The sequence below is a fragment of the Streptomyces sp. NPDC058691 genome, assembly GCF_042714775.1.
Classification (GTDB): Bacteria; Actinomycetota; Actinomycetes; order Streptomycetales; family Streptomycetaceae; genus Actinacidiphila.
In genome coordinates this window covers 84,028-108,514 of sequence record NZ_JBHXSO010000021.1, presented here as the reverse complement: position 1 = coordinate 108,514, position 24,487 = coordinate 84,028, and the positions used below count along the sequence as shown (strand labels likewise).

Below are 24,487 nucleotides of genomic sequence, written 5' to 3'. Positions count from 1 at the left end.
GCCATGGCCGTCACCGCAACGACCCCCGCCACCCGTCCGCAGGCGGTCACCTCCAGGACGGGCGCGGCCGCGGTGACGGCCGTGCTCGTGCTCCTGGTCGCGGCCCTCGCGGTCGTCGACATCACCCAGGGCACGGCATCCGTCGGACCGGCCGAGGTGTGGAAGGCGCTCATCGGCCGGGCCGACCCCGCCGACGCGTCCGTCGTGATCGCCTCACGCCTGCCCCGTATGGCCGCCGGCCTGCTGGTCGGCGCCGCACTGGGCACGGCCGGAGCGGCCCTTCAGGCCGTCAGCCGCAATGTGCTCGCCGCGCCCGACACACTCGCCGTCAACGCCGGCTCCTACCTCGCGCTCGGCCTCCTCACGGTCACCGGCGCGTCGCTCCCCCTGCTCGCCTCCTCCGGCGTGGCCTTCGCCGGGGGGCTCGCCGCCGCGGCCGTGGTCCTGTCGCTGTCCGGGCTGGGCGCGGGCACGGTGCGCCTGGTCCTGGCCGGCAGTGCCCTGACCCTCGGCCTGTCCTCCGTCACCGAGGGGCTGATCCTGCTCTTCCCCCAGCAGACCGACGGCCTGTACCAGTGGAGTCAGGGCAGCATCAGCCAGAACGGCTTCGACGGCGTCATGCAGATGGCGCCCGTAGCCGTGGCAGGACTCGCCGGGCTGCTGCTGACGGCCCGCCGTGTCGATGCCCTCGCGCTCGGCGACGACGCGGCCCGCGGCCTGGGCGTGCCCGTGCGGGGCACCCGGATCACGGTGGTCGTACTCGCGGCGCTGCTGTCGGCCGCGGCCGTGACGCTCGCCGGGCCCATCGGATTCGTCGGCCTGTGCGCGCCCGCCCTCGTACGGCCCCTCACCCGGCGCTTCAAGGCGCTGGTCCGCAACCGGGCGGGCCTGCCGGTCGCGGGCCTGGTCGGCGCGGGCCTGGTGCTCGGCGCGGACGTCCTGCTGCGCGCGGTGGTGAGCGCCCAGGCCGCCGTCGCCGTGCCCACCGGCGTCGTCACCAGCCTTGTCGGCGCGGTGTTCCTGATCGTGATGGCGCTGCGCGTCCGGGAGGGCGCCGGGACGAGCGCGCCGGAGCGGCTGCGCATCCCGGGCCGCGCGGCGTTCCTCGTGACCGTGGCCGTCCTCGTCGCCGCCCTCGTGGGCGTGACCGTCGCCGGCGTACTGCTGGGCGACTCCAAGCTGCTGCTGGGCGACGTGGCGAACTGGGCGCAGGGCAGGGCCGGTCAGGCCGTCTCCTTCGTCCTCGACACGCGCGTGCCGCGGGTCCTGGCGGCGCTCCTGGCGGGGGCGGCGCTGGCCCTGTCCGGGACGCTGGTGCAGGCCGTGACCCGCAACCCGCTCGCGGAACCCGGCATCCTCGGGGTCTCGGGCGGAGCCGCGCTCGGCGCCGTCCTGTTCGTGACGACGGTGTCCGCCCCGGGGGTGTGGAGCGTGGCGGGCGCCGCGTTCGCGGGCGCCGCGGTGACCGCCGTCGTCGTCTTCGGGCTCGCCGCGCGAGGCGGCTTCCGGCAGACCCGCCTGGTCCTCGTCGGTGTCGGTGTGTCAGCGGCGACGACGGCCCTGATCAGCCTGCTCATCGTCCTCACCGACCCCTTCAACGCGACGAAGGCCCTGATCTGGCTGTCCGGTTCCACCTACGGGCGGACCCTGCCGGACACGCTGCCGGTCGCGGCCGCCCTCGCCGTGGGCGTCGTGGTGGCCGTGGTGCGGCGCGGCGAACTGGGCCTCCTGTCCACCGACGAGGACACCCCCCGCCTGCTCGGTCTACGGCCGGGACGGGCCCGGCTCGGACTCCTCGTGACGAGCGTGCTGCTGACCGCCACCGCCGTGGCCGCCGCGGGCACGATCGGCTTCGTCGGGCTGGTCGCCCCGCACGCGGCGCGGGCCCTCGTGGGCCGCCGGCACGTACGGGTCGTACCGGTCGCGATCCTCCTCGGCGCCGTGCTCGTCTGCACCGCCGACATCGTCGGCCGCACGGTCATCGCACCGGCGCAGCTCGGCGCCGGCCTGATGACGGCCGTCATCGGCACGCCGTACTTCCTGCGGCTGCTGCTGCGGACCCGGCGGTAGGCCCGGGCGGCGGGCGGGCACCCCGCTCGCCGCCTCGGCCGTTCCGGCGCGGTGGTCATCCCGTGGGCGCCAGCACCGTCGTACGTCCTCCCAGCGCGGCCGAGAAGCGGTCGGTGACCTGAACCAGGGCCTCGGCGGCGGCCGGTGCGACGGTCAGCGTGCCGTCGTCGGCCACGGTGATGTCCTTGTCGAGCGTGAACCAGCCCGGCACGATGTGCGCGGCGCCCATGGAACTCAGCACCGGGCGCAGCGCGTAGTCGATGGCCAGGACGTGGGCCGTGCTGCCGCCCGTGGCCAGCGGCAGCACCGTCTTGTCGGTGAGCGCGTACTGCGGGAGCAGGTCGAGCAGCGACTTCAGCAGTCCCGAGTAGGCGGCCTTGTAGATGGGGGTGCCGATGACCACGCCCTCGGCACCCTGGAACAGGGCCGCGGCCTCGGTGATGGCGGGGTGGCGGAAGTCGGCGCCGAGCAGCGCGCCGGCAGGCAGGGTGCGCACCTCCAGGGAGACCACGTCGTGGCCCTGGAGCCGCAGCCGGTCGTCGAGGTGGCGGAGCAGTCGTGCGGTGCGGGAGGTGGCGGAGGGGCTTCCGGAGACGGACAGGATGACGGCCATGCGGACCTTCCGGGTTCGGGGTACGGGCGTACCGGGTGGGGCACTTCGCCGGTGGGACGGGCCGGCCGGGCGCTACAACGCCCGTGTGCGGGCGGCGGTGTTCACCAGGCGCTCGACTCGACCGTGACCACGGGCACCAGGTCGTCGCGGAGCGTCTCCAGGAACGTGACGACCTCGGCCGCGACCGAGCGGTGCTGCAGGTCGTTGAGGACGTCGTGGTGGGCACCGCGCACCACCGTCAGGCGGGCCCGGGGCAGGGACTTGGCGGCACGCGCGAGTGCGTCGCGGTCCGCGAGCGGGTCGGCGTCACCGACGAGGAACAGCGCGGGCACGGCGGCTTCGTTGTCGTAGGCCGCGGTCAGCAGGGCGTCCGGCAGGGCGTCGCCGAGTGAGCCCCGGCGCACCCGCGGGTCCTGCGTGAGCGTGCCCCGGTGCGTGGGGCAGGAGGTGCGGACGTCCAGCTCGTCCTCCCAGGTGCCGGGGGCGCTGCCGGCCCGGCCCGGCAGTCCCGCCAGGACGACGGCGTCCGGCGGCCGGACGCCCGCGGGTTCGGCGTGGCTCAGGTGCGCGGCGATCGCGAGGGCGCCCGAGTCGGCTCCCACCAGGACGAGGGGCCGGACGACGCCGTCCTCGGCCGCGGTGCCCTCGACGGCTTCGGTGAGGCGCCGGCCGAACGCGGCTCCTGAGCCCGCCAGTTCGTCGGCGCCGGCATCCGGCGTGTCGATCACACGGACGCGATAGGCGTCGGCGGCCAGCCGCCTGCCGAACCGGGTGTAGGTCGCCCGCGTCTCTCCGCGGCCGGGCACCACGATGATCGTGCCGCGCGTGCGCAGGCCTTCGGGGGCGTGATGGTCGGTGTACTCGGTCATCTCAGACTCCCAGGGGCTCGGGCCGGGTGGCGGTGGCGCGCTGCCAGCCCAGGGCGGGAGCGACCTCCGTCGCGATGAGCTCCAGCGCGCGGAGCGCCGCGTCGTGGTCGAGGACGGCCGGGTTGAACTGGGTGATCAGATCGGTCGCGACCGGCAGGACGCGCTCCTGCCGGAGCGCGGCGACGATCTCCTCGGGCGCGCCGTGGAACGAGTGGAAGCGGCGCAGGGCCTCGTCCACGTCCAGGCCCTTGGGGAAGGCGCCGCTTTCCGCCATGCGCAACGCGGCCCGGTGGACGTCGTCGCCGATCTGCCGGAGCGCGGTGCGCTTGTCCTTCGCCGGGAACACGAACCGGGACAGCCCGATCCGCGGGCGGCGCGGCTGGTCCCAGGCGGAGAGGAAGGCGTCCGCCCACGGGCGCTGCACGGTGTCGGTCGGCGCGTCGAATCCGTACGCGGCCCGGTTGAGCAGCAGGTTCGAGCCGGCCGCCGCGGCGTACGCGGCTCCCTGCGCGCTGAAGACGCCCTGCCAGACGCGGTCGGTGAAGTCGCCGGCCGCCGGCTGGATCCGGAAGCCGGGCGCCCGGACCTCCTCGCCGGCCAGGGCTCGGCGCAGGATGTCGAGGTGCTCGCTGGTCAGTTCGCGCTTGCGGGCGACGTCCTTGCCGAACGCGGCGTACTCCAGGCCGTTGTACCCGCTGCCCACGCCGATCTCGACGCGGCCGCCACTGAGCGTGTCGACGGTGGCGACGTCCTCGGCGAGTCGCACCGGGTCCTCCAGGGGGAGGACGGTGATGGCGGTGCCGAGCCGGATGCGGGTGGTCCTCGCCGCGGCGTGGGCGAGGAAGGTCCACGGCGAGGACAGCCCGCCACCGCCGGCGGGGACGTGGTGCTGGGCGACCCAGCCCACGTCGAAGCCGAGTTCGTCGGCGGCGACGAAGAGTTCCTGGGCGTTGCGGTAGGTCCGGGCCGGGTTGTCGTCGCGGCTCTGGACATGGGTGAGGAAGCCGAGCCTGAAGCGCGGTGTCGCGGAGGTCATGGGCCGGCCCTTCAGGAGTTGACGAGGTCGTCGACAGGGCCGACCGCGAGCCGGCGTTCTTCGGTGTGGCGGTTGGCCGGGACCGGCAGGCCGAGGTTGCCGCGCAGCGTGCCGGCCTCGTACTCGGTGCGGAACAGGCCGCGCTTCTGCAGGATCGGGACGACGCCGTCGACGAAGAGGCCGAGTTCGTCGTTCGTGCGGAAGGCCAGGTTGATGCCGTCGAAGGTGCCGGCCTGGAACCACCGCTCGATGGTGTCGGCGACGGTCTCCGGCGCCCCGACGAAGGGCGAGGTGCGGAACTCATTCGCCGAGTCGGCCACTTGACGCAGGGTGAGGTTCTCGGCCCTGGCCCGCTCGATGATCCGGGCGGCGCCGGTCCTGCCGCCCTTCTCGGCGAGGTGGGCGACGTCGGGGAACGGCGCGTCCAGGTCGTGCCCGCTGAAGTCGTACGCTCCGAAAGCGCGGCCGAGGAGCGCGAGGTTGCGGTCGAAGTCGTTGTCCTCCTCGAAGATCTCCCGCTCGCGGCGCCGGGCGGCTTCGTCGGTGGCGGCGACGACCGGACTGCCGTGGATGAAGATCTTGATGTGGTCGGGGTCGCGGCCGTAGGACGCGGTGCGCCTCTTGATGTCGGTGTAGTAGTCGTGGGCCTGCTCCAGTGAACCGCCGGGCGCGTAGATGCCCTCGGCCACCTGCGCGGCCAGGTCGCGGCCCTCCTCGGAGACCCCGGCCTGGAAGATGACGGGCTGGCCCTGCGGCGACCGCGAGAGGTTGAGCGGGCCGGCGACCTTGAAGTGCTCGCCCACGTGGTCCAGCGCGTGCAGCTTGGCGGGGTCGAGGAAGATGTTGCGGTCCACGTCGGCCGGGAACGCGTCGTCCTCGTAGGAGTCCCACAGTCCGCGGGCCACCTGGACGAACTCCAGCGCGCGGCCGTACCGGGTGGTGTAGTCGAGGTGTTCTTCGAACCCGAAGTTCCGGGAGGTGCCGGTGTCGAAGCTGGTCACGACGTTCCAGCCGGCGCGGCCGCCGCTGATGTGGTCGAGGGAGGCGAACCGGCGGGCGAGGTTGAACGGGGAGTTGTACGTCGAACTCGCCGTGCCGACCAGGCCGATGTGCCGGGTGTGCGTGGCGACCGCGGACAGCAGGGTGAGCGGTTCCAGCCGGTTGAGGTAGTGGGCCGGGTAGGTGGCGTTGATGAACTGGCTGTCGACGATGAAGAGGGCGTCGAAGAGGGCGTGTTCAGCCGCCTTGGCCTGGGCGATGTAGTAGTTGATGTCGATGCTGGCGTTGTTGGCGACGCGTGCGTCCCTCCACAGGCCGTGCTGGCCGGGGCCGCCGACGCCGTAGGGGTGGAGCGCGAGGTGGATCCTGCGGGACATGGTGGCTTCTTCCTGTCTGCGGTGGGGGTGGGGGGCTCAGGCGTTGAGCAGGGCGCGGAGGGCTTCGCGTTCGGCACGGTCCGCGGGGGAGGAGTGCAGCGTGGGCGCGGAGCCGACGAGCAGGCGCGTGTAGAGGTGCCGGGGGTGGTTGATGACGTCGCGGGCGGCGCCGACCTCGACCAGTTCGCCCTGGTAGAGCACGGCGATGCGGTCCGAGATGCCGGCCACCGAGCCGAGGTCGTGGGAGATGAAGACCAGGGCCACGCCGGAGGCACGCAGCTCCTTGAGGATCTCCAGGATCTGCACCCGGTTGGCCGAGTCGAGGGCGCTGACCGGCTCGTCCAGGATGACCAGCCGCGGGTCGGTGATCAGCGCCCGGGCGACCGCGACCCGCTGGCGCTGGCCGCCGGAGAGCTCCCCGGGCAACCGGTCCAGGAACTCCTCGTCCAGGCGCACGCGGGGCAGGAACGCGCGCACCCGCTCGGCCGCGGCATCGCGGGGAACCCCTTGCAGGAGCAGCGGTTCGGCCAGGGACTCCTCGACGGTGACGTCCGGGTCGAGGCTGCGCAGGGGGTCCTGGAAGACGTACTGGACGACGCCGCGCCGGCGCAGGCTCCGCCATTGCCGCCGGTTGTAGGTCCTGACGTCCTCGCCGCCGATGACGATCGAACCCGCGGAGGCGTGCACCAGGCCGAGCACGGCCCGGGCGAAGGTGGTCTTGCCCGATCCGGTCTCGCCGATGACGCCGACGGTCTCGCCGGGCGCGATGGTCAGCGAGACCCCGTCCAGGGCCCGGCGGCGCCGGCCGTAGTGCACCTGGAGTCCGGTGACCTCCAGAACGGGCGCTGCGGGATCTTCGGTGGTCACACGTCCTCCTCGGGTGTGAGGAACTTGTCCAGGCCGTAACTCTGGTGCTCGGCGATGAGCAGTCGGGTGTACTCGTGCTGCGGGTCGTGGAGCACCGCGTCCGTCGGGCCGTGTTCGACCACCTCGCCCTGGCGCAGCACGAGGACCTCGTCGCACAGCTGGGCGACGACGGCCAGGTCGTGGGAGACCAGGACGAGGGCCAGTCCGGCGCGTTCGCGCAGTTCGGCGAGGACGTCGAGGATCTCGGCCTGGACGGTGACGTCGAGGGCCGTCGTGGCCTCGTCGGCGATGAGGATCCGCGGGTCGGCGGCGATCGCCGCCGCGATCAGGACCCGCTGGAGCATTCCCCCGGAGAGCTCATGGGCGTAGAGGCTGTAGACCCGTTCCGGATCGCGCAGTTGCACCGCTTGCAGCAACTCGATGGCGCGGTGGCGTGCCTCGCGGCGCTTCAGCTTCTTCTTGGCCCGGATCACCTCGGCGATCTGGGGGCCCACCCGGATCGAGGGGTTGAGGTAGGAGGCGGGGTCCTGGAAGACCGCGCTGATCGTGGCACCCCGCAGGTCGGTCCACTGATGGGGTGTCAGGGTCGTGATGTCGGTGCCGAGGATCTCGATCGACCCGCCGGTGACCTCGAAGTGCGGGGGCAGGATGCCCAGCGCTGCGCGGCAGGTGAGGGTCTTTCCGCTGCCGGACTCGCCGACGATGCCGACCGCCTTGCCGGGGGTGAGCTCGAAGCTGACCCCCCGGACGATCTCGCGGTCGCCGGCCTGGTCCCTGATGCGCACATCGCGGACGGACAGCACTGGCGACGCCGGGCCGGCCGCGTCACCGGCCGCGTCACCGGTCGTGACACCGGGCGTGGCCTTGCGGGCCTGTCCGGGGACGAGGTTCTCGGACACGGTCGTCATCGCGCACCTCCGGCGGCGTCGCTCTGGTTGAGGCGGTTGGCGCGGGCCTTGCGGCTGTTGACCAAAGCGCGGCCCGCCTCGCCCGAGACGTCGCGGATCGCGTCGGCGAGCTGGTTGCTGGCCCAGACGGTGACCATGATCAGCAGGGCGGGTGCCAGCGGCGCCCACGGCTGGTGGCTGAGGTAGCCCAGGTCGTAGGCGAGCAGTCCGCCCCACGTGGGCGCGGGTGGCTGGACGCCGATGCCGAGGAACGTCAGGCTCGACACGATGACGAAGCCGAGTCCGATGGTCTGGGCGAGAGCGACCGCGATCGGCGGGAGAACCTTGACCCAGACGTGGCGGCGCACGACCCAGCCGATGGAGGCGCCGGAGATGAGCGCCGCCTCCACGTATGGCGAGCGGGCCACGGCGAGGGTGGCGGCGCGGGACACCCGGTAGAACAGCGGCGACACCAGAGCGCCCGTGACGAGCATGGCCTGCGTGATGCCGTTGCCGAGGAGGGCGATCACCGCCACGGCGAACAGCAGGAACGGCAGGGCGACGAGCGTGTCGGCCAGGCGGAGGGTGGTCCACTCGAAGACCCGGCCGAGGTAGACCGACAGGATGCCGGGGATCGCACCGACCACCAGGGCGGTCAGCGCGACCTCCAGCGAGCCGAGCACGCTGATCCGGGAGCCGTCGAGAAGGCGGCTCAGCACGTCACGGCCGAGGTAGTCCGTGCCCAGCCAGTGGGCGAACGAGGCGCCGGCGAGCGTGTTGTCGCCGGTGGCCAGGGGATCGTCGGGGGCGAGGACCGGACCGAGGATCGCCAGAGCTGCGATCACGGCGAGGACGGCCACGGCGATCCGGCCGGAGGTGAGAGCGAGGACGCGGCGCACCATGGTCATACCCCCCGCTGGGACGCCGGCGTCACGCGCGCCAGCATCAGATTGACGATCAGGTTGAAGGCGACGACCAGGACGATCGACACCACGAGGACTCCTTGCACGGCGGGCACGTCGCCTGCCTGGGCGGAGTCGTTGGCGAACCTGCCGAAGCCCTGGAGACCGAAGATCCACTCCGTGACGACGGAGGCGCCGACCAGGGCCGGGAACTTCAGGCCGAGGGTGGCGAGCGCCGGCCCGATGCCGTTGCGCAGGACGTGGCCGAAGAAGATGCGCCGTGGGCTCAGTCCCCGTACCACCGCGCCCGTCACGTAGTTCTCGCGGTAGGCGGCGATGAGGCTGGTGCGCAGTTGCCGGGCGACGTCTGCGACGACGTCGAAGCTCAAGGCGATCGCGGGGAGGGTGATGTGCGCGAGCCATGGGCCGATGCCCTGCTCCGCCGGGATGTAGCCGGCGGAGGGGAACAGGTGCAGCCCTACGGCGAAGACGGCGACCAGCACGATGCCCACCACGAAGGCGGGCATCACCGATATCACCGTGACGAAGCCCGTGATCGCGCGGTCGATCCATGTGGTGCTGCGGAGCGCCGCCACCGTGCCGAGGGTGAACCCCACGGTCACACCGATGATCAGCGCGAATGTGGCGACCGAGAGACTGACGCCGAGGCCCAGGCCGATGAGCGTGGAGATGTCGGCGCCGTTGGTCCAGCTGGTGCCGAGCCGGCCGTGCAGGATGCCGGTGAACCAGTCCCAGTACTGCACGAGGAAGGGCCGGTTGAGCCCCCAGTGGGCCTCGACCCTGGCGATCGCCTCGGGAGTCGCCTCCTCGCCGAGCTGGATCCGCGCCGGGCTGAGGCCGCTGAGCGACCGCAGCGCGAACGTCACGAACGTCGCGACCAGGAACACGGGCACGAAGATCGCTATCGAGCGGGCGAGGGTGATCAGGATGCGGCTCACGGCCTGCCGCACCCTGATCGCGGCGACCCCGCGACGGCGGGCAGAGGTGACCGGTACCGCGGTCGTCGTCATGAGGTGCCCCCTTCGGTGTGTGTGGTGGACGGATGTCAGCCGCGGCCGGAGATGGTCACGCCGGTCCAGTCCAGGTGGGCCGGGTTCTTCGGCAGATCCGATATCGACGTGCTCTTGGCGAAGAGGTTCGGCGAGGAGTAGGTGAAGACCAGCGCCTTGGTCCGCAGGCCCGCCCGGGTCGCCGCCTGCAGGGTCCGCGTGTAGTCCGGCGCGTCCAGCGGGGTCCGGCGGACCTTGGCGATGGCCGCCTCGAAGCCGGCCGGCTCATAGGGCGAGCTGAGGTTGAGCGGGCCGTTGGGGCCGAAGTGGGCGGTGAGGGTCTGCGCCGCGGAGTCACGCCCGGTGGTGCCGTAGAGCGAGAACGTCAGGTCCTTCGCGAAGAACGGCGTGGCCCAGTTCTTGTCGATCTTGATGTCGACGCTGATGCCGACGGCGTTCAACTGCGACTGGACGATCTCGGCCTGCGGGTCCTCCGCGGGGATGACCAGGTCGAGCTTGATGTCGCCCGGCTTGTGGCCCGCCTCGGCGAGGAGCTTCTTCGACTTCGCCGGGTCGTACGGATAGGCGTTCTCCGACTGCGGGTCGTAGGCCACGTATCCCTTCGGGAAGGGCTGGTCGGTCGCCTCGCCGTAGCCGAAGGTCAGCTTGTCCACGAACTCCTTGCGGTTGACGGCGTAGCGGACGGCGTCGACGACCCTGTCGTCGTCGAACGGCGCCTTGTTGATGTTGAGGCTGATGTTCGACGCGTTGAAGCCCGGCTGGACGAAGACGTCGAGGCCGGCCTTCTTGGCGGCGTCCGCCTGACTCGGCTTGATGTCGGCGAAGTTGTAGACGCCGGTCTGCAGACCGGAGACGACCGTCGACGCGTCGGGGGCGGAGATCAGCTCGACGTCGTCGATGTGGATGTTCTTCGCGTCCCAGTAGTCCGGGTTCTTCTTCAGCAGGACCTTGGTGCCGGGGATCAGCTGCTTGACGACGAAGGGCCCGGCGCCGACGGGATCCTGGTCCAGCTTCTCCGGTTGCGCGGCCGCCTTGGGGCTGGCGATCTGCAGGACGCGCTGCCCGAGCAGTTGCGGGATCTGGTAGTCGACCTGGGTCAGATGGACGACCGCGTCCAGTCCCTCGGCGTCCACCGACTTGATCGAGGTCAGGTCGCCGAACAGCGCCGAGTTCTGCTGCTTCTTGGCCCGCTCGACGGCCGCCTTGACCGCGGCCGCGTCGACCGGCTCGCCGTCACTGAACTTCAGGCCGGGGCGCAGATGGAAGGTGATCTCGTCGCCCTTGTCGTTGTACTCCCAGCTCTTGGCGAGGTCCGGGACGGCCTTGCCCTTGGCGTCGGTGCGCGTCAACGAGGCGTAGACCAGGGCGAGTTCGCGGAACTGGGCGCCACTGCCCGAGACCACCGGGTCCCAGTGGGCGGGGAAGTAGGAGGAGGCCCACTTCAGCGTGGCGCCGCCGGTCGCGGTACCGGCGCCGTCGCCGCACGCGCTGAGGCCGGGGACGAGTACGCAGAGCAGGGCGGTGCCGAGGGCTGCGCTGCGCAGCCGGCCCGGTCCTCGGGGGGAGCGCAGGGCGGGTCCAGGGTGGCGGATCGTGAGTCGTCCGGGCATCTCATGGCTTTCTTCGAGGGGCCCCCGGCCCGTCTCGGGGCGGGCGGGAGCGCGGCGGCGGGCGCGGTTCGCACCCGCGCCGGACGCCGGTCGATGCCCGTACGGACATGCCGGACGCGGGCTCGGAGGCACACGTCGGGCACGCCGCGCTCAGGGCAGGGCGTCGGCAGGTACGCGGGGGCTCACCTGGAGGTCGATGAGGGGAGGCGGCGAAGCGCGAAGGCGGCGGCGCGGGCGAAGGCCGCCCGCGTCGACCGAGCGGCGGGACGGCCGGCGCTGACGGGAACGGTCAGGCGCCTGTGGGCCGGGGGCTGCGGTCGGTCAGCGACAGAGAGCGCTGGAAGTGCGCCGCAGGTCCACGTAGCGGCACACCACACCGGGGTGCGTCGTGAGCATGGTGCACATCCTGGCGACCGCCGCGAAGGGCTGTCAATAGACACCAATTGGTGTCTCATTGGGCGGGACGGATTCCTGACCGCACGTCAGGAGGTGATCAGGGCGCGCTGCGTGCGCCGCCGCAGGTCGCAGGGTGCACCGCGGCCTCCTGGGGGTGCAGCCACAAAGGACCGTTCCCGGTCTCCACCCGGACCGCCTCCCCAGGGGGCCACGGGCCTTCCGTCAGCAGTTCTCGCTCCGGATCGGTCAGGCTCCGGTACCGGCGCAGCGCCCGCTCCGGCGACAGCGGCGGCGGGGTGTCCGCAAGCCCCGGGCACAGCTCCCGTACGGCCGCCGCGTACTCCGCGTAGGCCCGCCAGCCCGGCACCACGCGATGTCCGGCCGGGGCACGGAACAGCAGCGTCGGCAGCGCGTACCGGTGGCCGCCGTCTCCGGTGTCCTTGGCACCGCCGGGGTGCGGAGACCCGCCCGGCACCGACAGCACCTCGCGCACCGGGCGGCGCGCCTCGGCCCGATCGGCGCGTACCCGCTCCAGCACCTCGGCGGACGCCGCGTCGGCCGAGAGCCGCCCGAGGTCCAGACCCGGTACACCGCGCACCGCGGACAGCGTGAGCGCGGGAGTGTCGGCCGGTTCCCCCAGGACGAAGACGGACTCCCGCAGCCGGCGCAGCACTCCCTCGGCCACCTCGCGGCCCTGGAGCTCCGCGGCCTTGGCCGCCAGCGAGGCCGGCCAGGAACTCGCCGCCACACGGCTCAGCCGGAGCGCCCGCGGCGCCCGGGTGTGCGCGCTGATCCCCTCGACGTAGCCCGCGTACCAGGCGGTCTCCGCGGCCGGGTCGGGCGCCGGGTCGTCGTCGAGGTCGAACAGGAGGCAGTACACCCGGCGCCAGCGGACCCGGCCCGCCAGCGCTGTCCGCAGCCTGCGGAAGACCGGCTCCGAACCCCAGGCCCACGGACACAGCGGGTCGGTGTACTCGACCACCTCCACGGCGGGCGGGGGAAGTTCGGCCGTCACGCGGCTCCCTTCCGGGCCGGCCGTTCCCCGGCGCCCGCCGGCAGCAGCGACAGCAGGGTCACCCCGCCGAGGATCGCCGCCGCACTCGCCTCGACCTGGCGCCACACACCGGGCAGCCCCGAGGCGGCGCCGGGGTAGTCGAGCCCGGCCGGCGGCTCGCCCCGCAAAGTGATCAACTCGCCGTCGACGGCGAGCGCGACGTCCAGGAGGGTGATCTCGCCGGCGGGGCGGCCGAGCCAGTAACCGCCTTCGCAGCCGCGCTGACTGCGCACCAGCCCGGCCTTCCGCAGCTCGCCGACGACGGACTTCAGGAACCGGAAGGGGATCTGCTGCGAGGAGGCGATGGCTTCGCACGTCAGGGGCCGGGCCGGCTCACAGGCGAGCTCCAGGAGTGCGCGCGTGGCGTAGTCCGCCTTCGCGGAGATATGCATGGTCACATCATGCACGAACTGGCTTTCCCGGCCAGGGCTCCTGCCGCTCCCTCGCCTCATTGCGGCAGTGTTGCCGCAGGTGAAGGGCAATGGACACTTCTTGACATCCTTTTCGGGACAGCTCTACCGTCCCGGCATGAGCGAGCCGTTGACGAACCCCGGTGAGGGCTTTCACCCCCATCTCCCCGACACCCCCGGGCACGGGGCGGCGCCCCTGCGCTCCCGGCTCCACCACATCCGCGCGGACTCCCTGGACGACGGGACCGCGCAGACCGGCGGCATGCGCAGGTTCGCCGCCGTCAGCGGGAAGACGGTGGGTTCCGAGAGGCTGTGGATGGGCCAGACCCATGTGGCCCCCGCGACGTCGTCGTCCGACCACCATCACGGCGAGTCCGAGACCGCCATCTACGTGGTGAGCGGACACCCCGAGTTCGTCTTCCTCGACGACTCCGGTCGGGAGCCCGAGGAGGTGCGACTGCGCACCTCGCCGGGCGACTACATCTTCGTCCCGCCGTTCGTGCCGCACCGGGAGGAGAACCCGGACCCCGCGGAGGAGGCCGTGGTCGTCATCGCCCGCAGCACCCAGGAGGCGATCGTGGTCAACCTGCCCGGGCTGTACGCCCTTCCGGCCGAGGAGGCCTGAGGCGCCGGGGACTCCAGGACTCGGGACAGCGCGGACGTCCGCCCCTCCTCGTACGGGAGGGGCGGACGTCCGCGCTGCCTTGCCGGGACGCGCGACCTCAGCGGCCGGGGTGACCGTGCGGGACGCGGAAGGCCGGATGCTGCGCGAGCCGGCGCACATAGGCCGTGAGGCCGTCGTACGGGGAGAGCACACCCTCCGCCAGGTCGGTCAGGGCCACCCACAGATCGACGTCCGCCGCGGTCAGCCGCTCGCCCAGAACGTGCGGCCCGCACGCCAGTCGGCGCTCCAGCAGGCCGAGCGCCGTGCGCAGCCTCTCCAGGGACTTCGCGCGGTCCGCCGCCGCCGGGGCCGCGGCGGCCTGTTCCGCGGCGCACATGACGTCCTCCTCCACCAAGTCCTGGACGGCCTCGATCTCGCCGGCCAGGGCCGGGGGGCACAGGACGGGCACGGGTCCGCGCGCCGCGTCGCCGAGGCGGCCCGCGAGATCGCGGAGGATGTCAGGGGTGTGGTTGCTGACGACGCGTCCGGTCCACCGGTCGCACAGGGCGGGCACGGTGAGCGGTCCGTCGTAGCCGTGCCAGGTGGCCTCGTAGGCCCTGAGCAACGGCGTCAGTGCGGCGGTGGCGGTGGTGTCGGTGGCGTCCGCGGCGTCGGGGGACGCCGGCGGAACGAGCGTCGTGACGATGGAGTCCCGCAGTCCGAGCAGGTCGAGGGTGACGGAGACCCGCCGTGACTGCGGGCATCGCGCCGAGAGGAACAGCTCGTAGCGGCGCGGGGCCGGGTAGAAGCCGCCGGCGGCGTCGGCACCGATCCGGCTGCGGAAGCGGTCCGGACGGGACGTGCGCGGCAGCGCGGTACAGGACGTGCGGAAGCTGAGATCGCGGAGCGGCGCGGAGCCGGAATCGCGCGAGATCGTCTCGGGCATGCACTCTCCAGGGCATGGTGGGCCCCCGGTTGCCCTCGGGCACCGGCGGCGGAACGGCTGAAGGCCCTGTGCCTGGTCGCACCTGGCCCCTGAGTCGGTACGGGCGGGGACTCGTCGGGGTCAGCCGGCCGTGCCGAAGGCGCTGCAGACGCGCAGGAAGTCGATGTGCAGCCGACGGGTGAGGAGAGCGGATCGTGCCCTGGACATGTCCGCCTCCCCGGCTCGGGGCCCGCGAGACGCGGGACCGCGCTTGACCCGCCGCGCCGGCGGGACCCGGTCGTCACCCGGGGCACCCCACCGCGATGTGAGGGTTGCCGGTCAGCGGGCCGGGGCCGATGACCCACGGAGCCGGAACACGGCACCGCGGGCGCTGACAATCGTGACCGTTCCCATCAGTGTTGGGCCGGCAAACCCGGCGCGTCAAGAAGGCGTTGCGCGTCTCACGGCGGCATCCGGCATGTGAGACGGCGTCGTTGACATTCCCCGCGGCCCGTGTCTAACTTACGCCGCAGAACGGTCCCGGATGTCAGCGGCGGACCGGCCTCGGCCGGTCGGTGGCAACCCCCGCACAGCGATGGGGTGTCCCGGATGACGGCCGGACCGGACGACGGTCGGCAGGCGCGAGGCCCCCGCGGGGCGGAACGGTGACGGTGACGGCGATGTACGCGATCCCGGGGACGGCAGCGTGGCGGCGCCACGGCCTCGTCCCGGCGTACACGCAGCGGCCCGTCGGTCTGGCCGGCGTCAGCAGCGCGCTGTGTAGCGCGTGTTCCGCGTCCTGTCGCGCGCTCTGTCAAGGCTGACGGTCCCTTCCTGAACGCCGGCACCCCCCGCTGACGCGGCGGGCGTGCCCGCCTGTTCGGCCCCGTTCCGCTCGTCCCCGCACCCCGTACCGCCGGGCCGCTCCCGCGCCCGGCCGGTCCACCGTCGCCTGCGCGACCGGGGTGCGCCCATCCGCTGGAGCCTCCTGATGAGTGAACCCCCCGGCACCGCCGTGTCCGCCCGCTCGGCGCCCCAGGACCGGGCGCCGGCCAAGGTGCCCGACGAGGTGCCCGACGAGGTGCGTGAGCCCGGACCCCGGCCCCTGGCCGCACAGCGGGTGCTGCCCCTGCGCCGCCCAGGCCGGTGGATCGCCACGGCGATCGTGCTGGTGCTGGTCGCCCAGATCGGGCACGGCCTGCTCACCAACCCCTTCTTCCAGTGGGACCGCTTCGGGTACTGGTTCGTACGGCCGGTGATCGTCGACGGTCTGCTGATCACCCTGGAGGTGGCGGCGTACAGTGCGGTGCTCGGTCTGCTCGGAGGCATCGTCCTCGCGCTGGCCAGGCTCTCCAGCAGCCCCGTGCTGCGCGCCGTCAGCTGGACGTACACCTGGCTGTTCCGGTCGATCCCGCTCATCGTCGTGCTGCTGTTCCTCTACAACTTCAGCGCGCTGTACCGCACGTTGAGCCTCGGCGTACCCTTCGGCCCGGCGTTCCTCACCTTCGACGAGTCCCGGCTCGCCACCGACATGGTCGTCGCCGTGATCGGCCTCAGCCTCAACGAAGCCGCCTACGCCTCGGAAGTGGTGCGCGCCGGCATCCTCTCGGTGGACCAGGGCCAGCACGAGGCGGCCTCGGCGCTCGGACTGCCCAAGCGCTACCAGTTCGCCAGGATCATCCTTCCCCAGGCCCTTCGGTCCGTCGTCCCCAACTACGTCAACCAGTTGATCGGCCTGATCAAGGGCACTTCGCTGGTCTTCTACGTCTCGCTGCTCGACCTGTTCGGCTCGGTGCAGAGCATGGGCAGCACCTACCCCGGCGACATCGTGCCGCTGCTGCTGGTCGCCACCATCTGGTACGTGATCCTCACCAGCGTCGTCTCCGTCGTCCAGTTCTACGTGGAGCGGTACTACTCGCGGGGCGCGCTGCGGACCGTCCCGCCGACTCCCGCACAGAGACTGCGGGCCGCCCTGGGCGACCTGCGGACCCGGATCCGGACGGAGACCACCCCATGACCACCGGCATACAGCCCGCCGCGGTGGAGGTCCACGACGTGCACAAGTGGTACGGCACCCACCGGGTGCTGGACGGCGTGAGTCTGACGGTCCGGCCCGGGGAGGTCACCGTCATCCTCGGGCCCTCAGGTTCCGGCAAGTCCACGCTGCTGCGCGTGATCAACCACTTGGAGAAGCCCGAGATCGGCCATGTCAGCCTGAACGGTGAGCCGATCGGAGTCCGCAGGCACGGCGAGCGGTTCAAGGAGCTGAGCGAGCGCGTCATCCTCACCCAGCGCAGCCGGATCGGCTTCGTCTTCCAGAACTTCAACCTCTTCCCGCACCTGACCGTGCTGGACAACGTGGCCGCCGCGCCGGTGGCGACAGGCCGGCTGCGCAAGCCGGAGGCCAGGGAACTGGCCCGTACCCTGCTCGGCCGGGTGGGGCTCGCCGACAAGGCGGACGCCTACCCACGGCAGTTGTCGGGCGGTCAGCAGCAGCGGGTGGCCATCGCCCGGGCCCTCGCGCTGCGCCCCGGCGTCATCCTCTTCGACGAGCCCACCTCCGCGCTGGACCCCGAACTGGTCGGCGAGGTGCTGTCCGTCATCAAGGATCTGGCCACCAGCGGCACCACCCTCGTCATCGTGACCCACGAGATCGGCTTCGCCCGGGAGGTCGCCGACCGGATCGTCTTCATCGACGACGGCCGGATCGTCGAACAGGGCCCGCCCGACGAGGTGTTGAACCAGCCCCGGCACGAGCGGACCAGGGAGTTCCTGAGCAAGGTGCTCTGACCCGCTCCTCCGTTTCGCCCGGACAACCGACCCACGAACCAGGAGACGGCCATGCGTACCCTTCATTTTCGCCGCAGACTCATCCGCACCCTCACGGCCACCACCGCCCTCGCCTTCCTCGCCGGCGGCCTCGCCGCCTGCGGGGGCGACAGCAGCGCCTCCGCCACCACCGGCGCGGGCTCCTCGTCCGCCGGCACGGTCACCGTGGGCAGCCTGTCCAACGGCGCGGCCCAGGAGACCACGCTGAAGGTGGCCGAGGTGAAGGCCATCAGCGCGGGCCTGCCCAAGTCCATCGCCGCCAAGGGGGAGTTGGTCATCGGCCTCGGCGCGCTGCCCGCCGGCTTCCCGCCGCTGGCCTACGTCGGCAGCGACCAGAAGACCCTCACCGGTGCGGAACCCGACCTCGGCCGGCTGGTGGCCGCGGTGCTCGGGCTCAAGCCCGTGGTGAAGAACTCGACGTGGGAGAACCTCTTCGTCGGCATCGACAGCGGCAAGGTCGACGTGGCCTTCTCCAACGTCACGGACACCGAGGAGCGCAAGCGCAAGTACGAGTTCGCCTCCTACCGTGAGGACAACCTGGCCTTCGAGGTGCTGAAGGACAGCACCTGGAACTTCGCGGACGACTACCGGACCCTCGCCGGGAAGACCGTCGCCGTCGGCGCCGGCACCAACCAGGAGAAGATCCTCCTGGAGTGGCGGAAGAAACTCCAAGGGGAGGGCAAGAAACTCACCGTCAAGTACTTCCCCGACAACAACAGCACCTATCTGGCGCTCACCGGCAAGAAGATCGACGCCTACTTCGGCCCCAACCCCGGCATCGCGTACCACATCACCCAGGACGCGACCACGCCCAACCCCACCCGCAACGCGGGCAAGTTCTCCGGCGCGGGCGCGAGTCTGCAGGGCCTGATCGCCGCGACCGCGAAGAAGGACAGCGGCCTGGCGAAGCCGGTCGCGGCCGCGATCAACCATCTGATCGAGAACGGCCAGTACGCCAAGTGGCTGAGCGCCTGGAACCTGTCCAACGAGGCCGTCGCCACCTCGGAGGTCAACCCGCCCGGACTGCCGCTCGACAACTCCTGACGTTTCGTCAGTCCTCACGCCACGTACGACCGTACGGAGATCCGACGCATGTCCCTCAGCATCCCCATCCCCGCGGACCGCACCCAGAGCCCGGCCGCACCGCACGTCCTCGACAACCCCGCCTGGGCGGCGCTGACCGGTCCGCACGCCCGGTTCGCCGAGCGCGTCGGCCTGGCCGCCCGCTACCCCGTCGACGTCTCGCCGTTCACCGCGCTGTCCGATCCGGCCGATCCACGGGCCTGGGAGGATCTGGCCGCACTGGCCGGGCCGGGCGCCGCCGTCGCGGTCACCGGGGCGCGGACGCCCCCGGACGGATGGAAGCTCGTCGAGGGCGGCGAGGGGGTCCAGCTCGTGGACACCTCGCTGCGCGCCGAGCACGCACCGGAGGCGGTACCCCTCGGCCTCGCCGACGTGCCCGAGATCCTGGACCTGATCGACCTGACCAAGCCGGGCCCCTTCCTTCCCAGGACCGTCGAACTCGGGGCCTATCTCGGCATCCGGGAGGGCGGAGTGCTGGTCGCCATGGCCGGGGAACGGCTGCGGACGCCGGGATGGACGGAGATCAGCGCGGTGTGCACCCACCCGGCCCACCGCGGCCGGGGCCTGGCGACCCGGCTGGTCCGGGCCGTCGCCGCCGGGATCAGGGACCGCGGGGACACGCCGTTCCTGCACGCCGCGGCCGTCAACTCCGGCGCGATCCGGCTCTACGAGTCCATCGGCTTCACCCTGCGACGCCGCACGACGTTCCTGCTGGTGCGGACGCCGGGCGTCCCGGGGGAACAGACGGGGTAGGAACGCTGTTGCGCTGTAGGGAGAGTTTTGGGCGGAGCGCGGCCCGCCGGATCGGGCAGAGAGCGGAGGTGACGGTCGTGCAGACGGTTTCTTTCGCGTCCTTCGCGTCCGTCGTGGTCCTCGCCTCACCCCGCCAGGTCCATCTGTACTCCCGGCCGCACATCGACCTCCAGCGCGTCGCCGGCTCTCTCTGTAGTTCCTGACCCCCGTTCCCGCCGCCGGCCCTCCGGACGAGGGCCGGTGAGACATGTGGTCGATCAGGAAGGCCTCCTCCGTGTCGTCGGACATCTCTTCGCCGTACCCCGCTTCCTCCCCTTCGCCGGACAACCCACTGCACCTGGCCGTGGCCCTCGACGGCGCCGGCTGGCACCCGGCCGCCTGGCGTGCGCCCGAGGCCCGCCCCCGGGAACTGTTCACCGCCCGCTACTGGCAGGACGTCGTCACCGAGGCCGAGCGGGGGCTGCTCGACTTCGTGACGATCGAGGACTCCCTCGGCCCGCAGTCCTCCCACTTCACCGAGCCCGACGCGCGCACCGACCAGGTGCGCGGCCGTCTGGACGCCGTCCTCATCGCCGCCCGCGTCGCCCCCGTGACCCGGCACATCGGCCTCGTGCCGACCGTGGTCGCCACCCACACCGAGCCCTTCCACATCTCCAAGGCCATCGCCACGCTCGACTACGTGAGCGCCGGCCGGGCCGGTCTGCGCGTCCAGATCTCGGCGCGGCGGAGCGAGGCCGCGCACTTCGGCCGGCGGACGATCCCGGCGTTCGGCATCGACGACCTGGACACCCCGGCCGTCGGCGAGCTGGTCACCGACCTCTTCGACGAGGCCGCCGACTACGTCGAGGCGGTGCGCCGGCTCTGGGACAGCTGGGAGGACGACGCGGAGATCCGCGACGTCGCCACCGGCCGCTTCATCGACGGCGGCAAACTGCACTACATCGACTTCGAGGGCCGGCACTTCAGCGTCAAGGGCCCCTCCATCACCCCCCGGCCGCCCCAGGGCCAGCCCGTCGTCAGCGCCCTCGCCCACCGCACCGTGCCGTTCCGGCTCGTGGCGCGCTCCGCGGACATCGGATACGTGACCCCGCACGACGGCGACCAGGCCCGGGCGATCGTCGCCGAGATCCGTGCCGAACAGGACGCGGCCGGCCGTGCGCGGGAGCCCCTGCACATCTTCGGCGAGCTCGTGGTCTTCCTCGACGACGATCCCGCCGCGGCGCGGGCCCGCCGGGAACGCCTGGACGGCCTCGCAGGGTCCCCGTACAGCAGCGACGCGAAGATCTTCACGGGCACTCCCGCCGAGCTGGCTGACCTCCTGCTGGAGTGGCGGCGGGCCGGGCTCACCGGCTTCCGGCTGCGCCCCGCCGTGATCGGCCACGACCTTCCGGCGATCACCCGCGGCCTCGTGCCCGAGCTGCGGCGCCGCGGCGCCTTCCGCGGCGCGTACGAGGCCGACACCCTGCGCGGCCTGCTCGGCCTGGCCCGCCCCGCCAACCGCTATGCCGCCGCGACCACCACCGCGACCGCCTGAGCCGGAGGATCCGTACGCCATGAGCAAGCCGCTGAAGCAGATCCATCTGGCCGCGCACTTCCCGGGCGTCAACAACACCACGGTGTGGAGCGACCCGAAGGCCGGCAGCCACATCGAGTTCAGCTCCTTCACGCACTTCGCGCAGACCGCCGAACGGGCCAAGTTCGACTTCCTGTTCCTCGCCGAGGGGCTGCGCCTGCGCGAACAGGGCGGGAGGATCTACGACCTCGACGTGGTCGGCCGCCCCGACACCTTCACCGTCCTGACCGCGCTCGCGGCCGTCACCGAACGCCTCGGTCTGACCGGCACGATCAACTCCACCTTCAACGAGCCCTACGAGGTGGCACGGCAGTTCGCCAGCCTCGACCACCTGTCGGACGGGCGCGCCGCCTGGAACGTCGTCACCTCCTGGGACGCCTTCACCGGCGAGAACTTCCGCCGCGGCGGCTTCCTCCCGCAGGAGGAGCGCTACTCGCGCGCCAGGGAGTTCCTCGCCACCGCCAACGAGCTCTTCGACTCCTGGCACGGCGGCGAGGTCCTCGCCGACCAGGCGACCGGCGCGTTCCTCAGCGACGCCAGGGCCGGCGCCTTCGTGCACAAGGGGCAGCACTTCGACATCCAGGGGCAGTTCAACGTCCCGCGCAGCCCCCAGGGGCGTCCCGTGATCTTCCAGGCCGGCGACTCCGAGGAGGGCCGCGAGTTCGCCGCCGCCGGCGCGGACGCGATCTTCAGCCGGTACAGCACGCTGAACGAGGGCCGGGCCTTCTACCAGGACGTCAAGGGCCGTCTGCCCAAGTACGGCCGCAGCCCTGAGCAGTTGCTGATCCTGCCCGCCGCGACCTTCGTGCTCGGCGACACCGACGCCGAGGCCGAGGAGATCGCCCACGAGGTGCGACGCCAGCAGGTCAGCGGGGCCACCGCGATCAAGCACCTGGAATTCGTCTGGAACCGCGACCTGTCCGCCTACGACCCCGACGGCCCGCTGCCGGACGTCGACCCGGACCTCGGCGAGCACACCCTCGCCCGCGGGCGCGCTCAGGTCCGCATGTACCGCGATCCGCTGGCCACCGCGCGTGAATGGCGGGAGCTGGCCGCCACCAACAAGTGGTCCATCCGCGACCTGGTCATCGAGACCGGCAACCGCCAGTCCTTCGTGGGCTCCCCGGCCACAGTCGCCGCGACCATCAACGACTTCGTGCAGGCGGACGCCTCCGACGGCTTCATCCTCGTCCCGCACATCACCCCGGGCGGCCTGGACGCTTTCGCCGACACCGTCGTCCCCCTGTTGCAGGAGCAGGGCGTGTTCCGTACCGACTACGAGGGCACCACGCTCCGCGACCACCTCGGTCTCGCGCACCCCGACGCCGCGCCGGCCGAGCGGGCGGCGTCATGAAGTTCCTCGCCATCACCCTGATCGTGCACGCCCCGGACCCGGTGACGGGGGTACTCAAGCCGACGAGCGACCGTTTCCGCGAGGTCCTGGACAACGCGCTGCTGGCCGAGGAGCTGGGCTTCGACGGGTTCGGCGTGGGGGAGCGGCACGAGCGGCCGTTCATCTCCTCCGCACCGCCGGTCGTCCTCAGCCACATCGCCGCGCTCACCTCGCGGATCCGGCTCTTCACCGCCGTGACCACGCTCAGCCTGCTGGACCCGGTGCGGGCGTACGAGGACTACGCGACGCTGGACCACCTGTCCGGGGGGCGTCTGGAGCTGATCATCGGCAAGGGCAACGGCACGGCGCAGCGCGAGCTGTTCCACGTCACCCCCGAGGACCAGTGGGACCGCAACGCCGAGGGCTACGAGGTGTTCCGCCGGATCTGGCGGCAGGAGAAGGTGACCGCCGACACGCGCTTCCGCCCGGCGCTGAAGGACGCGGAGGTCTGGCCGAGGCCGCTGCAGCAGCCGATCCGGGTCTGGCACGGCAGTGCCACCAGCAAGGAGTCGGTGGACCTCGCCGCCCGCTACGGGGACCCCCTGTTCTCCGCGAACGTCTCCAACCCCATCGAGCCGTACGCGGAGCTGATCCGCTACTACCGCGAACGCTGGGAGCACCACGGCCACGACCCCGCGGACATCGCGGTCGGTGCCGGGACGGCCGGCCTGTACGTCGCGCCTACCTCCCAGGAGGCGCTCGCCGCCTACCGGCCCGTGTTCGCGGGGCACTTGGCGTTCCAGAAGCGGCTCGGCCTTCAGCCGGTCTTCCCGACGCTGGAGGACTTCGTGGCGCGCAGTTCGGCGCTGGTCGGCAGCCCGCAGCAGGTCATCGACAAGGCGCACCGCTACCACGAGGAGTTCGGCCACACGGTCCTGCACATCCACGCCGACGCGAGCGGACTGAGCGGCGACCGGCACCGCGACTCCCTGGAGCTCTTCCAGTCCGACGTCGCCCCGGTGCTGCGGCGGGACATTCCCGACCCGCCGTTCCCCTGGAGCCCCGCCCCGTTCTCGCCCGAGCCCGCCAGTCCGTCGCCCGCCCACCGTTGAGGGGAAATCCCACCGTGTCCCGCACACCGCTCGGAGTCCTCGACCTCGTGCACATATCCTCCGGCTCCACGGCCGCCGAGGCGCTGCGCAACAGCATCGACCTCGCCCGCAGAGCCGAGGAATTCGGCTACGCCCGCTACTGGTTCGCCGAGCACCACCTCAACCCCGGAGTCGCGGGCACCTCACCCGCCGTGGTCCTGGCCCTCACGGCGGCCGCGACCTCCACGATCCGGCTCGGCTCGGGCGCCGTCCAACTCGGCCACCGCACGGCCCTGTCCACCGTGGAGGAGTTCGGGCTCATCGACGCCCTGCACCCCGGGCGGCTCGACCTGGGACTGGGCCGCTCCGGAGGCCGCCCGCCGGGGAGCACGCAGAGCCCGGTGCCGACCGCGACCCCGGTCGTCGACGGACGCACACCGAACGGCCTGAGGATCCCGCCGAAGTTCTCGTTCGAGTATCTGCTCGGCTCGCCCCGCATCGCACTCCAGCGGACGCTGCTTCAACAGCCCGACGCCCGGTCCCAGGACTACGGGGAGCAGATCGACGACATCCTGGCACTGCTGCGCGGCACCTACCGCTCCCCGGACGGCATCGAGGCGCACGCCGTCCCCGGTGAGGGCGCCGACCTCCAGGTGTGGATCCTCGGCAGCAGCGGCGGCCAGAGCGCCGAGGTCGCCGGCCGCAACGGGCTGCGCTTCGCCGCGAACTACCACGTCAGCCCCGGCACCGTACTGGAGGCCGCCGACGGCTACCGCGCCGCCTTCCAGCCGTCCGAGGTGCTGGACAAGCCGTATGTCAGCGTCTCCGCCGACGTGGTCGTCGCCGAGGACGACGCGACCGCCCGCGAGCTCGCCACCGGCTACGGCCCCTGGGTCCGCAGCATCCGTACCGCCGAGGGCGCCATCGAGTTCCCCACCCCCGAACAGGCCCGCGCCCTGCCCTGGACGGAGGAGGACCAGGCCCTGGTGGCCGACCGCCTCGAGACCCAGTTCGCCGGCTCCCCGCAGCGCGTCGCCGACCAGCTCGAACAACTCCAGGAGGCCACCGGGGCCGACGAGTTGATCGTCACCACCATCACCCACGACCACGACGACCGGGTGCGTTCCTTCCGGCTCCTGGCCGAGGAGTGGCACCGCCGCTGAGCGGGGCCGGCA

23 protein-coding genes and 1 riboswitch are annotated in these 24,487 nt (G+C 72.2%); of the genes, 11 read left to right on the top strand and 12 right to left on the bottom strand.

Going from position 1 to position 24,487, the window contains the following annotated elements; all coding sequences use genetic code 11:
- Positions 1 to 3 precede the first annotated feature (3 nt).
- Positions 4 to 2,070, top strand: coding sequence for an iron ABC transporter permease (locus tag ACFWVC_RS17295; protein ID WP_384285773.1), 2,067 nt, complete (start codon positions 4 to 6; stop codon positions 2,068 to 2,070).
- A gap of 55 nt (positions 2,071 to 2,125) precedes the next feature.
- On the opposite strand, the gene ssuE is transcribed toward ACFWVC_RS17295, so the two are convergent.
- The 11 genes from ssuE to ACFWVC_RS17240 all read right to left on the bottom strand — a co-directional run bounded on the left by ssuE (position 2,126) and on the right by ACFWVC_RS17240 (position 13,103).
- Entirely contained in the window at positions 2,126 to 2,683 is a 558-nt protein-coding gene (gene ssuE, locus ACFWVC_RS17290) for an NADPH-dependent FMN reductase (RefSeq protein WP_384285768.1), read from the bottom strand.
- Positions 2,684 to 2,784: 101 nt separating this feature from the next.
- A complete protein-coding gene (locus ACFWVC_RS17285) occupies positions 2,785 to 3,552 on the bottom strand; it encodes an alpha/beta hydrolase (protein ID WP_384285766.1) in 768 nt (255 codons plus the stop codon).
- A gap of 1 nt (position 3,553) precedes the next feature.
- The gene (locus tag ACFWVC_RS17280; RefSeq protein WP_384285759.1) at positions 3,554 to 4,588 is read right to left on the bottom strand and encodes an LLM class flavin-dependent oxidoreductase; all 1,035 of its coding nucleotides are present in this window, start codon (positions 4,586 to 4,588) and stop codon (positions 3,554 to 3,556) included.
- 11 nt (positions 4,589 to 4,599) lie between these two features.
- Positions 4,600 to 5,964: an NtaA/DmoA family FMN-dependent monooxygenase gene (locus ACFWVC_RS17275; protein WP_384285755.1), complete on the bottom strand. Its 1,365-nt coding sequence runs from the start codon at positions 5,962 to 5,964 to the stop codon at positions 4,600 to 4,602.
- Positions 5,965 to 6,000: 36 nt separating this feature from the next.
- Entirely contained in the window at positions 6,001 to 6,831 is an 831-nt protein-coding gene (locus ACFWVC_RS17270; protein ID WP_384285751.1) for an ABC transporter ATP-binding protein, read from the bottom strand.
- Complete coding sequence (locus tag ACFWVC_RS17265) at positions 6,828 to 7,739, bottom strand: ABC transporter ATP-binding protein (protein ID WP_384285748.1); 912 nt, start codon at positions 7,737 to 7,739, stop codon at positions 6,828 to 6,830. The genes ACFWVC_RS17270 and ACFWVC_RS17265 overlap by 4 nt, the downstream gene beginning before the upstream one ends.
- The gene (locus ACFWVC_RS17260) at positions 7,736 to 8,620 is read right to left on the bottom strand and encodes an ABC transporter permease (protein ID WP_384285818.1); all 885 of its coding nucleotides are present in this window, start codon (positions 8,618 to 8,620) and stop codon (positions 7,736 to 7,738) included. The genes ACFWVC_RS17265 and ACFWVC_RS17260 overlap by 4 nt, the downstream gene beginning before the upstream one ends.
- A gap of 2 nt (positions 8,621 to 8,622) precedes the next feature.
- The gene (locus ACFWVC_RS17255; protein ID WP_384285742.1) at positions 8,623 to 9,651 is read right to left on the bottom strand and encodes an ABC transporter permease; all 1,029 of its coding nucleotides are present in this window, start codon (positions 9,649 to 9,651) and stop codon (positions 8,623 to 8,625) included.
- A 35-nt stretch (positions 9,652 to 9,686) separates the two neighbouring features.
- Positions 9,687 to 11,261: an ABC transporter substrate-binding protein gene (locus ACFWVC_RS17250; protein ID WP_384285738.1), complete on the bottom strand. Its 1,575-nt coding sequence runs from the start codon at positions 11,259 to 11,261 to the stop codon at positions 9,687 to 9,689.
- Between the two features lie 493 nt (positions 11,262 to 11,754).
- Entirely contained in the window at positions 11,755 to 12,672 is a 918-nt protein-coding gene (locus tag ACFWVC_RS17245; RefSeq protein WP_384285732.1) for a DsbA family protein, read from the bottom strand.
- Complete coding sequence (locus ACFWVC_RS17240) at positions 12,669 to 13,103, bottom strand: RrF2 family transcriptional regulator (RefSeq protein ID WP_384285727.1); 435 nt, start codon at positions 13,101 to 13,103, stop codon at positions 12,669 to 12,671. Before ACFWVC_RS17240 ends, ACFWVC_RS17245 begins: the two co-directional genes overlap by 4 nt.
- A 136-nt stretch (positions 13,104 to 13,239) precedes the next feature.
- Here ACFWVC_RS17240 and ACFWVC_RS17235 point away from each other — a divergent pair, with 136 nt between their 5' ends.
- Positions 13,240 to 13,746 carry a cupin domain-containing protein gene (locus ACFWVC_RS17235; RefSeq protein ID WP_384285723.1) on the top strand — a complete coding sequence of 169 codons (507 nt, stop codon included), beginning with the start codon at positions 13,240 to 13,242 and terminating at the stop codon, positions 13,744 to 13,746.
- A gap of 97 nt (positions 13,747 to 13,843) precedes the next feature.
- Here the strand turns inward: ACFWVC_RS17235 and ACFWVC_RS17230 are convergent, their stop codons facing one another.
- On the bottom strand, positions 13,844 to 14,671 hold the full coding sequence (locus ACFWVC_RS17230; protein ID WP_384285719.1) for a glutathione S-transferase C-terminal domain-containing protein: 828 nt from the start codon (positions 14,669 to 14,671) through the stop codon (positions 13,844 to 13,846).
- Between the two features lie 241 nt (positions 14,672 to 14,912).
- A riboswitch (SAM riboswitch) is annotated at positions 14,913 to 15,021 on the bottom strand.
- A gap of 620 nt (positions 15,022 to 15,641) precedes the next feature.
- Here ACFWVC_RS17230 and ACFWVC_RS17225 point away from each other — a divergent pair.
- The 9 genes from ACFWVC_RS17225 to ACFWVC_RS17185 all read left to right on the top strand — a co-directional run bounded on the left by ACFWVC_RS17225 (position 15,642) and on the right by ACFWVC_RS17185 (position 24,475).
- Positions 15,642 to 16,667, top strand: a complete 1,026-nt coding sequence (locus tag ACFWVC_RS17225; RefSeq protein ID WP_384285715.1) for an amino acid ABC transporter permease — start codon at positions 15,642 to 15,644, stop codon at positions 16,665 to 16,667.
- Positions 16,664 to 17,440, top strand: a complete 777-nt coding sequence (locus ACFWVC_RS17220; protein WP_384285711.1) for an amino acid ABC transporter ATP-binding protein — start codon at positions 16,664 to 16,666, stop codon at positions 17,438 to 17,440. Before ACFWVC_RS17225 ends, ACFWVC_RS17220 begins: the two co-directional genes overlap by 4 nt.
- 51 nt (positions 17,441 to 17,491) lie before the next feature.
- The gene (locus tag ACFWVC_RS17215; protein WP_384285706.1) at positions 17,492 to 18,523 is read left to right on the top strand and encodes an ABC transporter substrate-binding protein; all 1,032 of its coding nucleotides are present in this window, start codon (positions 17,492 to 17,494) and stop codon (positions 18,521 to 18,523) included.
- Positions 18,524 to 18,571: 48 nt separating this feature from the next.
- Positions 18,572 to 19,315 (top strand): GNAT family N-acetyltransferase, encoded by a 744-nt coding sequence (locus tag ACFWVC_RS17210; RefSeq protein ID WP_384285703.1) that lies wholly within the window; start codon positions 18,572 to 18,574, stop codon positions 19,313 to 19,315.
- A 68-nt stretch (positions 19,316 to 19,383) separates the two neighbouring features.
- Entirely contained in the window at positions 19,384 to 19,518 is a 135-nt protein-coding gene (locus tag ACFWVC_RS17205; protein WP_384285697.1) for a putative leader peptide, read from the top strand.
- 44 nt (positions 19,519 to 19,562) lie between these two features.
- Positions 19,563 to 20,849 carry an LLM class flavin-dependent oxidoreductase gene (locus ACFWVC_RS17200; protein WP_384285693.1) on the top strand — a complete coding sequence of 429 codons (1,287 nt, stop codon included), beginning with the start codon at positions 19,563 to 19,565 and terminating at the stop codon, positions 20,847 to 20,849.
- A 19-nt stretch (positions 20,850 to 20,868) separates the two neighbouring features.
- A complete protein-coding gene (locus tag ACFWVC_RS17195; protein WP_384285689.1) occupies positions 20,869 to 22,242 on the top strand; it encodes an NtaA/DmoA family FMN-dependent monooxygenase in 1,374 nt (457 codons plus the stop codon).
- Positions 22,239 to 23,333: an LLM class flavin-dependent oxidoreductase gene (locus ACFWVC_RS17190; RefSeq protein WP_384285685.1), complete on the top strand. Its 1,095-nt coding sequence runs from the start codon at positions 22,239 to 22,241 to the stop codon at positions 23,331 to 23,333. Before ACFWVC_RS17195 ends, ACFWVC_RS17190 begins: the two co-directional genes overlap by 4 nt.
- Positions 23,334 to 23,347: 14 nt before the next feature.
- Positions 23,348 to 24,475, top strand: coding sequence for an LLM class flavin-dependent oxidoreductase (locus ACFWVC_RS17185; RefSeq protein ID WP_384285683.1), 1,128 nt, complete (start codon positions 23,348 to 23,350; stop codon positions 24,473 to 24,475).
- Positions 24,476 to 24,487 lie beyond the last annotated feature (12 nt).